11 protein-coding genes, 1 rRNA gene and 1 pseudogene are annotated in these 15,418 nt (G+C 75.5%); 10 read left to right on the top strand and 3 right to left on the bottom strand.

Annotation, left to right across the window (positions count from 1 at the left end; translation table 11 throughout):
• Nucleotides 1-86, top strand: a 5S ribosomal RNA gene (rrf, locus tag FB455_RS30245); the annotation flags it as partial.
• 94 nt (nucleotides 87-180) lie between these two features.
• On the opposite strand, the gene FB455_RS34965 is transcribed toward rrf, so the two are convergent.
• Complete coding sequence (locus FB455_RS34965; protein WP_486481619.1) at nucleotides 181-1,989, bottom strand: hypothetical protein; 1,809 nt, start codon at nucleotides 1,987-1,989, stop codon at nucleotides 181-183.
• Here FB455_RS34965 and FB455_RS34960 point away from each other — a divergent pair.
• Nucleotides 1,912-2,590 (top strand): annotated as a pseudogene (locus tag FB455_RS34960) (tetratricopeptide repeat protein); the annotation flags it as partial. The gene FB455_RS34965 and the pseudogene FB455_RS34960 overlap by 78 nt on opposite strands.
• Before the next feature lie 394 nt (nucleotides 2,591-2,984).
• Nucleotides 2,985-4,055: an HAD-IIA family hydrolase gene (locus FB455_RS30230; RefSeq protein WP_145755608.1), complete on the top strand. Its 1,071-nt coding sequence runs from the start codon at nucleotides 2,985-2,987 to the stop codon at nucleotides 4,053-4,055.
• 13 nt (nucleotides 4,056-4,068) lie between these two features.
• Here FB455_RS30230 and FB455_RS30225 read toward each other — a convergent pair whose 3' ends face one another.
• Nucleotides 4,069-4,404 carry an SCP2 sterol-binding domain-containing protein gene (locus FB455_RS30225; RefSeq protein WP_013285576.1) on the bottom strand — a complete coding sequence of 112 codons (336 nt, stop codon included), beginning with the start codon at nucleotides 4,402-4,404 and terminating at the stop codon, nucleotides 4,069-4,071.
• A gap of 111 nt (nucleotides 4,405-4,515) precedes the next feature.
• Here FB455_RS30225 and FB455_RS30220 point away from each other — a divergent pair, with 111 nt between their 5' ends.
• The 5 genes from FB455_RS30220 (at nucleotide 4,516) to FB455_RS30200 (ending at nucleotide 11,254) form a co-directional block, all read left to right on the top strand.
• Nucleotides 4,516-5,082, top strand: coding sequence for a hypothetical protein (locus FB455_RS30220; RefSeq protein WP_145755607.1), 567 nt, complete (start codon nucleotides 4,516-4,518; stop codon nucleotides 5,080-5,082).
• Nucleotides 5,079-5,306 carry a hypothetical protein gene (locus FB455_RS30215; protein ID WP_145755606.1) on the top strand — a complete coding sequence of 76 codons (228 nt, stop codon included), beginning with the start codon at nucleotides 5,079-5,081 and terminating at the stop codon, nucleotides 5,304-5,306. The genes FB455_RS30220 and FB455_RS30215 overlap by 4 nt, the downstream gene beginning before the upstream one ends.
• A gap of 21 nt (nucleotides 5,307-5,327) precedes the next feature.
• The gene (locus tag FB455_RS30210) at nucleotides 5,328-6,176 is read left to right on the top strand and encodes a TlyA family RNA methyltransferase (RefSeq protein WP_013477413.1); all 849 of its coding nucleotides are present in this window, start codon (nucleotides 5,328-5,330) and stop codon (nucleotides 6,174-6,176) included.
• Complete coding sequence (locus FB455_RS30205) at nucleotides 6,173-7,057, top strand: NAD kinase (RefSeq protein WP_013285580.1); 885 nt, start codon at nucleotides 6,173-6,175, stop codon at nucleotides 7,055-7,057. Before FB455_RS30210 ends, FB455_RS30205 begins: the two co-directional genes overlap by 4 nt.
• Nucleotides 7,058-7,525: 468 nt before the next feature.
• Nucleotides 7,526-11,254, top strand: coding sequence for a S8 family serine peptidase (locus FB455_RS30200; protein WP_145755605.1), 3,729 nt, complete (start codon nucleotides 7,526-7,528; stop codon nucleotides 11,252-11,254).
• Between the two features lie 46 nt (nucleotides 11,255-11,300).
• Here FB455_RS30200 and FB455_RS30195 read toward each other — a convergent pair whose 3' ends face one another.
• Entirely contained in the window at nucleotides 11,301-12,275 is a 975-nt protein-coding gene (locus FB455_RS30195) for a helix-turn-helix domain-containing protein (protein WP_013285582.1), read from the bottom strand.
• 79 nt (nucleotides 12,276-12,354) lie between these two features.
• Here FB455_RS30195 and recN point away from each other — a divergent pair, with 79 nt between their 5' ends.
• Nucleotides 12,355-14,112, top strand: a complete 1,758-nt coding sequence (gene recN, locus FB455_RS30190; RefSeq protein ID WP_013285583.1) for a DNA repair protein RecN — start codon at nucleotides 12,355-12,357, stop codon at nucleotides 14,110-14,112.
• 118 nt (nucleotides 14,113-14,230) lie between these two features.
• Nucleotides 14,231-15,409 (top strand): putative cytokinetic ring protein SteA, encoded by a 1,179-nt coding sequence (steA, locus tag FB455_RS30185; protein ID WP_145755604.1) that lies wholly within the window; start codon nucleotides 14,231-14,233, stop codon nucleotides 15,407-15,409.
• Nucleotides 15,410-15,418: the final 9 nt, after the last annotated feature.

Below are 15,418 nucleotides of genomic sequence, written 5' to 3'. Positions count from 1 at the left end.
GTCACATTCCGAACCCGGAAGCTAAGCCCTCCAGCGCCGATGGTACTGCACTCGGGAGGGTGTGGGAGAGTAGGACACCGCCGGACAATCTTCCAGTCGAGGGCCGCCCCAGCAGGGGCGGCCCTCGACTGCGTTAGCGTTCTCGGCGGAAACGCCATCAGGAAGGATGTACCTGTGAGCTCAGGACCCCAGGGCGGGGACCGCCCCCGTCGTTACGAGGATCGCGCCGACCGCGGCCAGGGGCGTGGTGACGCCGGCCGCGACGGCCGTCGCGATGACCGTCCCTCGTACCGGGGCGGCCGCGACGACCGCCCGGGTGGCTTCCGTGGTGGCGACCGTGACAGTGGCGCCCGCGGCGGTGACCGTCGTGAAGGCGGTTTCCGCGGTGGCGATCGCCGCGAGGGCGGTTTCCGCGGTGGCGACCGTGACGGCGGTTTCCGCGGTGGTGAGCGTCGCGAGGGCTTCCGTGGCGGTGACCGTCGTGAAGGCGGCTCCGGCGGCGGTGACCGGCGCGAGGGCGGCTTCCGTGGCGGCGACCGTGAGGGTGGCTTCCGGAGTGGAAGCCGTCCGGGCGGCGACCGTCGTGAAGGCGGCTTCCGGGGCGGCGACCGTGACGGCGGTTTCCGCGGTGGTGAGCGTCGAGAGGGTGGCTTCCGGGGCGGCGACCGCCGCGAAGCCGGCACCCGCGACGGCAACTTCCGCGGCGGTGACCGCCGTGAGGGCGGCTTCGGCGGTGGCGACCGTCGTGAGGGCGGTTTCCGTGGTGGGGACCGTCGTGAGGGCGGCGCCCGTGACGGTGGCCTCCGGGGCGGCGACCGTCGTGAAGGTGGCTTCCGCGGTGGTGACCGTGAGGGCGGTTTCCGCGGTGGTGACCGTGAGGGCGGTTTCCGCGGTGGTGACCGGCGCGAGGGCGGTTTCCGTGGCGGTGACCGTGAGGGCGGTTTCCGCGGTAGCGACCGCCGTGAGGGTGGCTTCCGGGGCGGTGACCGCCGTGAGGGCGGTTTCCGTGGTGGTGACCGTCGTGAGGGCGGCGCCCGTGAGGGTGGCTTCCGTGGCGGTGACCGTGAGGGCGGTTTCCGCGGTGGGGACCGCCGTGAGGGCGGCTTCGCCGGTGGCGACCGCCGTGAGGGTGGCTTCCGGGGCGGTGACCGCCGCGAGGGTGGCTTCCGCGGTGGGGACCGTCGTGAAGGCGGTGCCCGCGAGGGCGGTTTCCGCGGTGGCGACCGTGAGGGTGGCTTCCGTGGTGGGGATCGTCGTGAGGGCGGCGCCCGTGAGGGTGGCTTCCGGGGCGGTGACCGTCGTGAGGGCGGTTTCCGCGGTGGCGACCGCGACGGTGGTTTCCGGGGCGGTGACCGTCGTGAAGGCGGGTTCCGTGGTGGCGACCGCGAGGGTGGTTTCCGGGGCGGCGATCGTCGTGAGGGCGGCGCCCGTGAAGGTGGTTTCCGGGGTGGTGACCGTCGTGAAGGCGGGTTCCGTGGTGGCGACCGCGAGGGTGGCTTCCGCGGTGGGGACCGTCGTGAAGGCGGCGCCCGCGAGGGCGGTTTCCGGGGCGGCGACCGTCGCGAGGGCGGCTACCAGGGCGGCGACAACCGCCGGGAGAGCTACGCCGGCGGCGAGCGCCGCGACGGCGGCTTCCGCGGCGGCGACCGCGACCGTGGCTTCCGGCGCGACGACCGTCGCGATGACCGGCGGCCGGGCGGCTACCGGGGTGAGCGGGACGGTGAGCGCCGTGGCTACGGCGACCGGCCGGGCGGCGACGACCGCCGGACCGGCAACTACGGCCCGCAGCGGGAGCGCCAGGACGAGCGTGGCGAGGGGCGTACCGGTGAGGCGCCGGAGCTGCCGGACGACGTCGTCGCGAGCGACCTCGACTCGGCCGTCCGGGCGGAGCTTCTCTCCCTGGCCAAGCCGGTGGCGGAGACTGTCGCCCGGCACCTGGTCGCGACCGGTCTGCTGATCGACGAGGACCCGGTGCTGGCGCTGGCGCACGCCATGGCGGCCCGCAGGCTCGCGTCGCGGATCGCCGCCGTGCGGGAGGCCGTCGGGCTGGCCGCGTACCACGCGGGTGAGTGGCAGACCGCCATCGCCGAGCTGCGGACGTACCACCGAATGAGCGGCCTGCAGAGCCACCTGGCGGTGCTGGCGGACTGCGAGCGGGCGCTGGGCCGGCCCGAGCGGGCCATCGACCTGTTCCGCGGCGCGGACCGGGACAAGCTCGACCAGGCCGTCGCGATCGAGCTGCTGATCGTGGCCGCCGGGGCGCGCGGCGACCTCGGGCAGAAGGACGCCGCGGTGGCGATGCTCCAGGTGCGCGAGCTGACCGGCGACTCGACCGACCCGTGGGCGGCGCGGCTGCGCTACGCGTACGCGGACGCCCTGCTGGCGGTGGACCGGCGCGAGGAGGCGCGGGAGTGGTTCTCCCGGGCCGCCGACGTCGACTCCGAGGGGGAGACCGACGCCGCCGAGCGGCTGCTGGAGCTGGACGGCGTGGTCATCGAGGGCGACGACGAGCCGGAGGACGACACCGACGCGTCCGAGGCGTCGGCCGAGGACGTCCGCGACGACGACGACCTCGACGACGAGGACGAGGACGAGGACGAGGACGACCTCGACGATGACGACGATGACGACGACGAGGACGACGAGGACGACCTCGACGACGACGATGACGACGATGACGACGACCGGGATGACGACGCGCCGCTGAGCGGCGACGACGACACCTCGGGCGTCGACGGGGACGCGGCACGGGCCGGCTACCGGGACCGGGACGCCGGCGATCTGGCCGACGACGAGCTGACCGACACCGAGGCCGGCTCGCTCGCCGCCGACACGCCGACCACCACCGCCACGACCGAGGATCCGGCCACCGCACCGGCCGCCGACGCCCAGGCGCCGGCCGCCGACGTCACCCCGGACGGCAAGGCCGACCGGCCCGCGCCCGGTGACGCCGCGGACGGCGAGGGCGAGGCGGCGGACCGCCGATGACCGGGTACGCCGGTGACACCGCCTCCGGCGCGGATCGGGGCGAACCCGACCGCGCCGGGGCGGGCGATCGGCTGGTCGACGCGTACTCGCTCGTCGTCTTCGACCTGGACGGCGTCATCTACCTGATCGACCGGCCCATTGCCGGCGCAGTCGAGGCGGTCGGCCGGCTGCACGCCGAGGGGCGCGCGGTCGCGTACGCGACCAACAACGCCTCCCGCCGCTCCAGCGAGGTGGCCGACCTGCTCACCGGCATGGGCGTCGCGGCCCGGCCGGCGGAGGTGCTCACCTCCGCGGCGGCCACCGCCGAACTGCTCCGCGACCGGCTGCCCGAGGGCGCACCCGTGCTCGTGGTCGGCGCGGAGGCGCTGCGCGCCGAGCTGCGCGCGGTGGGCCTGCGGCCGGTGTCCACTGCTGACGAGGAGCCCGCCGCCGTGGCCCAGGGCTACGGCCCGCAGGTCGGCTGGTCCGACCTGGCCGAGGCGTCCTTGGCGGTACGGGCGGGCGCGCCCTGGTACGCCACCAACACCGACCGCACGCTGCCCAGCCCGCGTGGCCCGCTGCCGGGCAACGGCTCGCTCGTCGCGGTGCTGCGGACGGCGCTCGGCCGCGACCCGGACGTGGTGGTGGGCAAGCCGGAGCCGGCGCTGTTCACCACCGCCGCGCGGCGGGCCGGGACCGGACGCACGCTCGTGGTGGGCGACCGGCTGGACACCGACATCGAGGGCGCCCGCCGGGCCGGGCTGGACAGCCTGCTGGTGCTCACCGGCGTCAGCGACGCCGCCGAGCTGCTGGCCGCACCCGAGGAGCGCCGCCCCGCGTACGTCTCGTTCGACCTGGCGGGCCTGTTCGACCCGGCCGCAGTGGTGGCGGTGCCGGGCCGGGCGACCGACGGCGGCTGGTCGGTGACGGAGGCCGGCGCGGACCTCGTGCTCGACGGCGCGGGACCGCCGCTGGAGGCCCTCGCGGCGCTCTGCGCGGTGGCCTGGTCGACCGGGGCCGGGCCGCGCGTCCGGGCGCAGTCCACGGCGGCGGAGGAGGCCCTCGCCGCGTTCGGTCTGGACGACTGAGGCGCCGGGCCGCTCAGAGCAGCTTGCGGAGCTTCATCAGGTCGAACGGGTTCGCCTTGATCGACACCCGCCGGGAGGCCACCGCCGACATGACGTCGAGCCGGCCGTGCACCAGCGCGACGAGGTCGTCGCTGCCGGTGCTCAGCGCGATCTTGGCCTTCGGGTCGTCGCCGTCGGACAGGTCGACCAGCCGGCCACCCTCCAGCCGCCCGTGGAACGCGGTGCCGAGGTCGGTGATCCGGCAGGCCAGGGTGCGGTCGAGGTCGATGCGTCCCTGTGCCTCGGCGTTGCGGTCCAGCCGCGCGGCCAGGTCGTGCAACGCCTGCCGGCACTCGTCCACGCTGGCCACATCGTCTCCTCACCACGAACCACGCCGTTCCCGGCACCGTACCGCAATGGGGTGTCCGGGGTGCCCGGTAGCGTGGCACCTGCACACCTCGCCCCGCGGAAGGACTCAGGCATGCAGGACGCGTGGCGCGCCTACCTCGAGCTGGCCATGGGCCTGACGGAGGCGCCCCGGAAGAAGGCACAGGACGCGGTCATGCGCGTCGTCGGCCAGGGCGGCGCGACCGCCGCCCAGCTCCAGACGCTCGCCGAGGAACTGGTCGCGACCGGCCTGGCGAACCGGGAGTCGCTGACCAAGCTGGTCCGCTTCGAGGTGGACCGGGCGCTGGGCGCGGTCGGGCTGGCCACCGCCGACGAGGTCGCCGAGCTGACCCGCCGGGTGCACGACCTGGAGCGGCAGCTGCGCGAGGCGCGCGGCCACCTCGGGCCGGGCGACACGCCGTCCGGGGCAGCCGAGCCGCCGAAGACCGGTTCGCCCGCCGCCGAGTCCTCCCCGGCGACGACGCCGGCCAAGGCCCCCGCGACGACGCCGACGAAGGCGGTGGCGAAGAAGACGGTGGCCAAGAAGGCGATCGCGAAGAAGCCGCCGGCCACCGTGGCCCGTACCCCCGCCGACGGCTCGCCCGCCGCGCCCGCCCGGTCGGCGAAGAAGGCCACCGGGCGCCGGGCGGCCGGCTCGTGACCGCGCCCCGGCCCGGCCCGCCGCAGGGTCCGCGGCCCGGACCGCCCCCGGGGGTACGCTCCGCGCCGGCCGAGGAGATCGGCGAGGCGCGGCACCCGGCGGTGGACGCGGCCGTACTCGGCATGGCCAACGCCGAGGTGCTCGCCCCGGCCGACCAGATCGCCCAGTACGAGGCGGCGTACGAGACGCTGCGCGAGACCCTCGCCACCATCGACCAGGCCTGAGCAGAGGCGGAGACACACCTGATGGCTCGTCGTACCCGGCTGGACGCCGAACTGGTCCGGCGCGGGCTGGCCCGCTCCCGGGAACAGGCCGCCGCGCTCGTGGAGGCCGGTCGCGTCCAGCTGCGCGGAGTGCAGGCGCGCAAGCCCGCGGCGATGGTCGACCCGGCCGACCCGCTGCTGGTCACCGGCGAGGACCCGGCGCAGGAGTACGTCTCCCGGGGCGGCCACAAGCTGGCCGGCGCGCTCGCCGCGTTCGCCCCCGGCGGGCTGACCGTCACCGGCCGGCGCTGCCTGGACGCGGGCGCGTCGACAGGCGGTTTCACCGACGTGCTGCTGCGCGGCGGCGCCGCCGAGGTGGTCGCCGTGGACGTCGGCTACGGGCAGCTCGCCTGGTCACTGCGGACCGACGAGCGGGTGCGGGTGTTCGAGCGCACGAACGTGCGTACCCTCACGCCGGAGGCGATCGGCGGCCCGGTCGACCTGACGGTGGCCGACCTGTCGTTCATCTCGCTGCGGCTGGTGCTGCCGGCGCTTGCGGCGTGCACCGGGCCCGGCGGTGACCTGGCGCTGATGGTGAAGCCGCAGTTCGAGGTCGGCAAGGAACGCGTCGGCGCCGGCGGTGTGGTCCGCGATCCGGCGCTGCGCGCCGAGGCGGTGCTGGACGTGGCCGCTGCCGCCGCCGGGCTGGGCCTCGGCCTGGCCGGTGTCGCGGCCAGCCCGCTGCCCGGGCCGAGCGGCAACGTCGAGTTCTTCGTATGGTTGCGCGGGGACGCGCCCGCCGCGGATCCGGAGCGGGTCCGCGCGGTGGTGGCCGCCGGCCCGCAGGGCGCCGCCGCGACGGCGGCCACGACCGAGGAGGTGTCCGGGTGAGCCGTACCGCGCTGCTGGTCACGCACACCGGCCGTCGACGCAGCACCGAGCACGCCCGCGCGGTGGCCGCCGATTTGATCGCCGCCGGGTTCGAGGTGCGGGTGGTGGCCGAGGAGGCCGACGACCTGGACCTGCCGGGCGTGGTGCCGGTGACCGGCCCGGAGGCCGCCGAGGGCGCCGAGATCGTGTTCGCGCTCGGCGGGGACGGCACGTTCCTGCGCGCCGCCGAGCTGGCCCGCCCGGCCAAGGTGCCGCTGCTCGGGATCAACCTGGGCAAGGTCGGCTTCCTCGCCGAGGCGGAGATCGACGACCTGGACACCGCGGTCCGTGACGTGGTCGACCGCAACTACACGGTGGACGAACGGCTCACCCTGGACGTCACAGCCGAGTTCGAGGGCGGGCCGACCATCGAGTCGTGGGCGCTCAACGAGATCAGCGTGGAGAAGGGCGAACGCGCCCAGATGCTGGAGCTGCTCGTCGACGTGGACGGCCGGCCGCTGTCCCGGTACGGCTGCGACGGCGTGATCTGCGCGACCCCCACCGGCTCGACCGCGTACGCGTTCTCCGGCGGCGGGCCGGTGGTCTGGCCCGAGGTGGAGGCGCTGCTGCTGGTGCCGATCAGCGCGCACGCGTTGTTCAGCCGCCCGCTGGTGACCGCGCCCACGTCGACGTTCGTCATCACCGTCGACCCGTTCACCACACTGGCCGTGCTCTGCTGCGACGGGCGGCGCGTCTACGACCTGCCGCCGGGCGCCCGGGTGACGGTGCGCCGGGGCACGCTCCCGGTGCGCATCGTGCGGCTGCGGGCCCGTCCGTTCACCGACCGGCTGGTGGCCAAGTTCGACCTTCCCGTCCAGGGCTGGCGGGGCAACCGTCGCTGACCAGCGGCTCAGCGGAAATCTCCGTTCGGCCCACCGGTCCCGGCGCTCGCGCGCGTTACGGTGGGCGTACGGGCCGCGAAGAGGTGAGTCCGGGCGCGGCGGTGAGGCCCGCCGCTTCCCGGATGCGGCCCACCTGTCGCGGGCTCGGCCAGGGGGTGGTCGGGGCCGCGACGGTCGGGACGCCGGAGCGTCGTAGCCGGCCGCGGCGGGCGGACCGGCACGCCGTGTCCGGTCGGGTGTCGACCCCGGCCGGGCCGACAGGTCGCAGGGCCGCCGCCGGAGGAAGCGGCGGCACGCGAGCTGGGCGACACGGTCTCCGGCGTCCCGGCCTCCACTCCGTCGTGCTCGTGTCCACCTGGCGACATGTCGCCGGTGCGGCGGCCCGTACCCGGTGACCAGGTGGCGGACGCCGTCGCAGACTCCGATCGCCGGTCTCACGAGGCCGGCCTCGGAGTAGAGGAGCGTCACATGCACCGGTTCCCCCGCTGGCTCGCCGCCGGCGCGGCCGGGGCGTTGGTGGTCGGGCTCGCCGTACCGGCGTCCGCCGTACCGCCCGCCCGGCCCGCCGGCCCGCCCCCGGGCACATCCGCCCCGGGCGCGAAGCCCGCCCGCGTCACGCTGATCACCGGCGACCAGGTCGAGCTGGTCCAGGCCGCGCCGGGCCGGATCGCCGCCACTGTCCACCCCGGGCCGGGCCGGGACCGGATCGTCTTCCAGACCACGCAGGCCGACGGCGGGCTGCGGGTACTCCCCGCCGACGTCGTGCCGTACGTGTCGGCGGGCGTGCTCGACCCGGACCTGTTCGACGTGCAGGAACTGGCCGAGCAGGGCTACGGCGACGCGGGCCTCACGGCGCTGCCGCTGATCGTGCGCTACCGGGAACCGGCCGCCGGGCGGGTGCGTCCCCTCGCCGTCGCCGCCGAGTCCCGTCCGCTGTCCAGCATCAACGGCGCCGCGCTGCGTGTCGACAAGGACGACCTGGGCGCGCTGTGGACGTCGCTGCGGGAGACGCCGCAGGCCCGCACCGCGGGTGCCGGACCGGTCCGGCTCGGCGCGGGCGTGGAGCGCGTGTGGCTGGACGGGCGGGCCCGGGTGGCGCTGGAGCACAGCGTCCCGCAGATCGGTGCGCCCGCCGCGTGGGCGGCCGGGCGCGACGGCGCCGGCGTGCGGGTCGCGGTGCTCGACACCGGCGTGGACGCCGACCACCCCGACCTGGCCGGCCGCGTCGCCGAGGCGCGCGACTTCACCGGCGGCGGCAGCGCCCGGGACGGCCACGGCCACGGCACCCACGTGGCGGCCACCGTCGCCGGCAGCGGGACGGCCTCCGCAGGGCTGCGCAAGGGCGTCGCGCCCGGCGCGCGGCTGCTGGTCGGCAAGGTGCTCGACGACTCCGGCTCCGGCTACGACTCCGGCATCATCGCCGGCATGGAGTGGGCCGCGCGCTCCGGCGCCAAGGTGGTCAGCATGAGCCTCGGCGGCGCGCCCACCGACGGCACCGACCCGATGAGCCAGGCCGTGAACGATCTCACCGCCTCCACCGGCGCGCTGTTCGTGATCGCCGCCGGCAACGACGGTGAGCCGCGCAGCGTCGGCTCGCCCGGCGCGGCCACCGCCGCGCTCACCGTCGGCGCCGTCGACCGCGACGACGTGCTCGCCGACTTCTCCAGCCGCGGCCCGCGCCTGGGCGACAACGGCCTGAAGCCGGAGATCACCGCGCCGGGCGTCGGCATCGTCGCCGCCCGAGCCGCCGGCACCACCATGGGTACGCCTGTGGACGACGCCTACACCCGCGCCTCGGGCACCTCGATGGCCACGCCGCACGTCGCGGGCGCGGCCGCCGTACTCGCCCAGGAGCATCCCGGATGGACCGCCGCGCAACTGAAGGACGCGCTGGTCAGCACCACCCGGCCGAGCACCGGCGCGACGGTGTTCGAGCAGGGCGCCGGGCGGGTCGACGTGGCCCGTGCGCTGCGCCAGCGGGTGTACGGCACGGCCACCGCCGACTTCGGCCGGCTGACCACCGGCGGGCCGGCCGCGACCCGGACGGTGCGCTACGTCAACGGCACCGAAGCCGCGCAGACGCTGCGTCTGGCGCTGGAGCTGCGCAACCTGGACAGCGGCGCGGCCGAGACCGACGGCCTGACACTCGACGCCGGCACGGTGACGGTGCCGGCCGGCGGCGGTGTGGACGTGCCGCTGCGCGCCGACCCGGCCCGGCTGGACCGGGGCCCGCACGGCGGCTGGCTGGTCGCCACCGGCACGGACGGCGTGACGGTGCGGACCGCGGTCGGGCTCACGCTCAGCGGCCCGCAGCACACGGTGACGCTGCGCGCGCTGGACCTGGCTGGGCGGCCCGGATCGTCGCCGGTGGTGACGCTGTTCGGCGAGCACCCGGAGTCGGACGCGATGGGCTGGCTCGGCGTCGGCGACGAGTGGCGGATCCAGGTGGAGGAGGGTCCGTACCTGCTGCACGCGCTGATCGAGCACGGCGCGCCGCTGGACGAGCAGCTCACCCTGGTCACCGACCCGGAGCTGACAGTGGACCGGGACCTCACGGTGGTGCTCGACCCGCGGCGCGGCACGCCGGTACGGATCGAGACGCCGAAACCGTCCGAGCAGCGGGCCGTCCTGAGCTTCTACCAGCACCGGGTGTTCGGCAACGGCCGGCAGGTCGACCACGGCGTGATGACGTTCAGCACCGTGCAGCAGCTCAACGTCACCCCGACCCGGCAGGTGCGCCGCGGCGAGTTCGAGTTCTCCTCGCGCTGGCAGCTCGTCGCACCGATGGTCGACATCGACGTCAGCGGCGTGTCCGGCGCGCTGGACGTCAACCTGATGGGTCAGTCACCGGCCCCGGCCGGGCGGCAGCGGCTACGCCTGGTCGCCGCCGGCACCGGCGCACCCGGTGAGCTGGCCGGCGTGCGGGGCGCGGCGGCGCTGCTCACCGCGTCCGCCGACCGGTCCGAGGAGGAACAGGTGGCCGCCGCGGCGGCGGCCGGCGCGAAGGCGGTGCTGATCGTCCGGCCGGCGGACCAGAGCGCGTGGACGGTGTGGCGTCCGACCGGGGAGCGGCTGCCGGCACCGGCGCTCGCGGTGGCGTACGACGACGGGCAGCGGATGCTCGCGGCGGCGCGTACCGGCCGGGCCCGGATGGACCTGACGCTCACCGTTGACAGCCCGTACCTCTACGACGTGTTCCAGGTGTCGAAGGGCCGGGTGCCGGAGCGGATCCTCCACCGGGTCACCGCCGCGAACACCGCCGAGGTGACCGCGCGCTACGGCGACACCGGCGGCCTGGACTGGGCCACCGAGCAGCGGTTCGGGTGGCGGCCCTGGCAGGAGTTCTCCTGGAACGACGACCAGCGGATGGTGCGTACCGGGACGACCCGGCGGGAGTTCGTCAGTTCCGGTGACTCGTGGTGGCAGCACCGGGTGCTGCACCGGCTGATGTTCTCCAGCATGGGGACGCTGACCGGCGGCCTGTCCGACCGGCCCCGGCGCTACGCGGCCACCGACCGGACCACCGAGTCGTGGCACACGCCGCTGGTGCGTCCCGCCGTGCCGGCCGGTGCGGCCGCGCCGAGCCGGACCGCTGACACGCTCGACCTGAGGGTGGCCGAGTTCGTCGACGCCGACGGTCACGCCGGCGTGGACAACCGGTCGGAGGAGCAGGACACGGTGACCCGCCGGGTCAGCCGCGACGGGCAGCCGATCGCCGACCTGTCCGCCGGCTGGGCGCCGGTGCCTGCCACCGCCGGTCCGGCCCGCTACCGCCTCGACGTGACGACGGCACGGTCGTCGGCGGAATGGCGGTGGGCGACCCGTACCGAGACGGCGTGGGAGTTCACCTCGGCCCGCCCGTCCGGTGACGCGGCCCGGCCGCTGCCGCTGCTCCAGGTCGACTACCGGGTGCCGGCCGACCTGCGCGGCGAGGTGCCCGGCAGGCGGAAGCACACCGTCGGGCTGACGCTGCGCCACCCGGCCGGCCTGCCCGCGCCGGCCGGCACGACGGTACGCGCCGAGGTGTCGTTCGACGGCGGACGCACCTGGCGTACGGCGCCGGTACGCGGCTCCGGCACCCGGTTCACCGCCGAGGTGCCGGCCGGGCGCGGCACGGTGTCGCTGCGCGTCTCGGCGCGGGACCGGTCCGGCAGCACAGTGACGCAGACCGTGATCGACGCGTACGGGCTGCGATGAGACGCCGGGGCGGGGCGGTCCTGGGGCCGTCCCGCCCCGGCCCCGGTCAGATCCAGCCGCGCCGGGCGGCCTGGAACGCCAGCCCGGGCCGGGTGTCCACACCGGCGGCGGCCATCAGGTCGGCCAGCCGCCGCTGCACGGTACGCCGGCTCACCCCGAGCTGTGACGCGATCGACTTGTCCGGCACCCCGGCGACGAACAGCGACAGCAGCCGCGCCTCGTCGCCGTCGGGCTGGTAGCCGGTGGCGGCCCGGTCGGCGGGCGTGCCGAGCGGCGTCGCCATCAGCCAGTGGCTCTCGAAGAGCGCCAGCAGGGCGTCCAGCAACTGGCTGCGGCCGATCACCGCGGCTGTCGGCTCCCCGCCGTCGCGGTCGGGCACCAGCGGGCACACCGCGGTACGACCGTCCACCACGGCCAGTCGCACCGGCAGCCGGTCCAGCACCCGGGCCTGCTCCCCGGCGCGTACGCCCCGCTCCACGTCCGCGAGCGCGCCCGGCTCCAGCAGCATGGCCCGTTCGTAGATGGCCCGGTAGCGCACGCCGCGGGCGAGCGCGTCGAACTCCTCGACGTTCTCCGGTCCGGGCATCGCCAGCGGGTTCGCCCGGCAGAACCAGAGCACCTCCTCGCGCGCGCCGTTCTGCAGCTCGCGCAGCCGTTCCCGCAGCCCCCGCGCGCCGGTGACCACCTCGACCAGGTGCGCGGCGTCGTGGCGGCGCATCCCGGCCCGGTAGTCCTCGGCGAGCCGGCTGACAGCGGCGCGGGCCTCCTCCAGCGCGGACTGGCGGCGCAGCAGCGCCTCGCCCAACGGCACGTCCGGCGCGAGCGGCCGCAGCGGCGCGTCCGGTTCCGGCCCGGTCGGCAGCACGAGACCCTTGTCCCGCAAGGCGTCCAGCCGGGCGGCGACCTCCGCGCGGGGCCGTCCCAGCCGCTGTGCGAGCTCACCGGCCCGGGCCGTGTTCGCCCGTACCAGGCTGCGGTAGAGCTCCTCCTCGTCCGGGGTCAGGCCGATCTCCTCCAGCACGGGGCTGAACTGTACGGGTGCCTGCGGCTCGCCCTGCCGGCTGGTCAACTGTCACACGGCGGGGCTACTGTCGGGTGCTGTGCTGGAAGAGCTGCGCATCACCGGACTGGGCGTCATCGAGGACACCACGCTGCCGCTGGCCGCGGGGATGAACGTCATCACCGGCGAGACCGGCGCCGGCAAGACCATGGTGGTGACCGGCCTCGGCCTGCTCTTCGGCGGCCGCGCCGACGCCGGCCGGGTGCGCGCCCAGCCGGGCCGCGCGGCGGTGGAGGGCCGGCTGCGCCTGAGCGGCCGGGTGGCCGAGGCGGTGCACGCCCGCATCCTCGATGCAGGCGGCGAGCCCGACGAGGACGGTTCGCTGCTGCTCAGCCGCACCGTGACCATCGAGGGCCGCTCCCGGGCGCACCTGGGCGGGCGCGCCATGCCGGTGTCCACGCTCGGCGAGGTCGGCGAGCAGGTGCTCGCAGTGCACGGCCAGTCCGACCAGCTGCGGCTGCTGCGCCCGGCCGAACAGCGTGCCTCGCTCGACCGGTTCGCCGGGCCCGAGCACGAGAAGCTGCTCGACGCGCTGCGCGAGACGTACGCCCGGTGGCGCACCGTCGTCGACGACCTGGCCGACCGGCGGCGCAACGCCCGCGAGCGCAACCAGGAGGCCGACCTGCTGCGGCTGGGCCTGGACGAGATCACCCGGGTCGACCCGCAGCCGGGGGAGGACGACGAGCTGAAGGCCGAGGCGCAGCGGCTGGAGCACGCCGAGGGGCTGCGTACCGCCGCGCAGGTGGCGCAGCAGTGCGTGGCCGGCGGTGTCGAGGCGACCGACGAGACGCCGGACGCGACGGTGTTGCTCGGCACCGCGCGGCGCACGCTGGAGGCGCAGGCCGGCACCGACCCGGCGCTGGGTGAGCTGGCGGCCCGGCTGGAGGAGGCGGCCACGCTCGTCACCGACGTGGCCGCGGAGCTGTCGGCCTACCTGGCCGCGCTGGACGCGGACCCGGCACGCCTCCAGACCGTCTACGAGCGGCGGGCCGCGCTGCGCGCGCTCACCCGCAAGTACGCCGACGACGTCGACGGCGTGGTGGCGTGGGCCGAACGCGCCCGCACGCGGCTGTCCGATCTGGACACCTCCGACGAGCTGCTGGACGAGCTGGACCGCGAGGCGACCCGGCTCGCCGGTGAGGTGGCCGACCTCGCCGGCCGGGTGTCGGCGTCCCGGCGGGAGGCGGCGGTCCGCTTCGCCGAGGAGGTGACAGTCGAGCTGGCCGGGCTGGCGATGCCGCACGCCCGCATCGAGGTGGCGGTGCTGCCGCGACCGGCGGGCCGGTCCGAGCCGAGCCTGCCTGTCAACGGCGTCGAGACCGGCGTCGGCGCGGACGGCGCCGACGAGGTGGAGCTGCGGCTGCTGGCGCACCCGGGCGCGCCGGCGCTGCCGCTGCAGAAGGGCGCGTCCGGCGGTGAGCTGTCCCGGGTGATGCTCGCCATCGAGGTGGTCTTCGCCGGTTCCGGCGGCCCGCCCACGCTGGTGTTCGACGAGGTCGACGCCGGTGTCGGCGGCCAGGCCGCGGTGGAGATCGGCCGTCGGCTGGCCCGGCTGGCCCGCAGTCACCAGGTGCTCGTGGTCACGCACCTGCCGCAGGTCGCCGCGTTCGCCGACCGGCATCTGGTGGTGGCCAAGGACACCGGGGGAGCGGTCACCACGAGCGGGGTGCGCGTGGTGGAGGACACCGAGCGCGCCCGGGAACTGGCCCGGATGCTCGCCGGTTTGCCGGACTCGGATCTGGGTATCGCCCATGCCGAGGAGCTCCTGGCCGTGGCGGCCAAGGAAAGGCGTCCGTGATACCCCGATTGTGAGCGCAAGCACACCGGCGCGGGTTCCGGTGTGCTTCCCTGGGTAGGCGGCCCTGCTCAGGCATGTCGCGACAGCAAAACCTGCCTCACATGCCAGGATGGTCACGATGCGTCTACCCACACTGCGCCGGAGCCGGAACCCGGAGCCGGGCTCCATCGTCGGCACCGCGCGCCTCGACCGCCGGACGAAACGGCTGGTCGGGCGGCTGCGACCCGGCGACATCGCGGTCATCGACCACGTCGACCTGGACCGGGTGGCGGCCGACTCGCTCGTCGCGGTGGGTGTGGCGGCGGTCCTCAACGCCAAGCCGTCGGTCTCCGGCCGCTATCCCAACCTCGGCCCGGAGGTGCTGGTCGCGGCCGGCATCCCGCTGCTGGACGACCTCGGCGAGAGCGTCTTCGAGCAGGTCCGCGAGGGCGACCGGGTCCGCATCGAGGGCAACACCGTCTTCGTCGGCGACGATCCGGTCGCGCACGGCTCGTTGCAGGACGCCGAAACAGTGGCCAAGTCGATGGCCGACGCCCGGGAGGGCCTGTCGGTGCAGTTGGAGGCGTTCGCCGCCAACACGATGGACTACCTGCGCCAGGAACGCGACCTGCTGCTCGACGGCGTCGGCGTGCCGGAGATCCAGACCCAGATCCAGGGCCGGCACTGCCTGATCGTGGTGCGCGGCTACGACTACAAGGCCGACCTGGACGTGCTGCGCCCGTACATCCGGGAGTTCAAGCCGGTGCTGATCGGCGTGGACGGCGGCGCCGACGCGCTGGTCGAGGCGGGCTACACCCCGGACATGATCATCGGGGACATGGACTCGGTCACCGACGACGTGCTGCGCTGCGGCGCCGAGGTGATCGTGCACGCCTACCCGGACGGGCGGGCGCCGGGCCTGGCCCGGGTCAACGGGCTCGGCGTACCGGCGATCACCTTCCCGGCGGCGGCCACCAGCGAGGACCTGGCCATGCTGCTGGCCGACGAGAAGGGCGCGTCGCTGCTGGTGGCGGTCGGCACGCACGCCACCCTGGTGGAGTTCCTCGACAAGGGGCGCGGCGGCATGGCGTCGACGTTCCTGACCCGGCTGAAGGTCGGTGGCAAGCTGGTCGACGCCAAGGGCGTCAGCCGGCTCTACCGGCAGAGCATCTCCGGGTCGTCGCTGCTGCTGCTGGTCCTGTCGGCGGTGGCCGCGATGGCATCCGCGGTGGCGGTCTCCACCGTCGGGAAGGCGTATCTGGGCGTGGTCTCCGAATGGTGGGACAATTTCGTGTTCCAGCTCGGCCAGCTCTTCTAGCTCCCCGAC

Source organism: Micromonospora sp. CNZ296 (assembly GCF_007827635.1).
The sequence above is the reverse complement of the archived record's forward strand: the minus strand, read 5'-3'. Positions and strand labels throughout refer to the sequence as shown.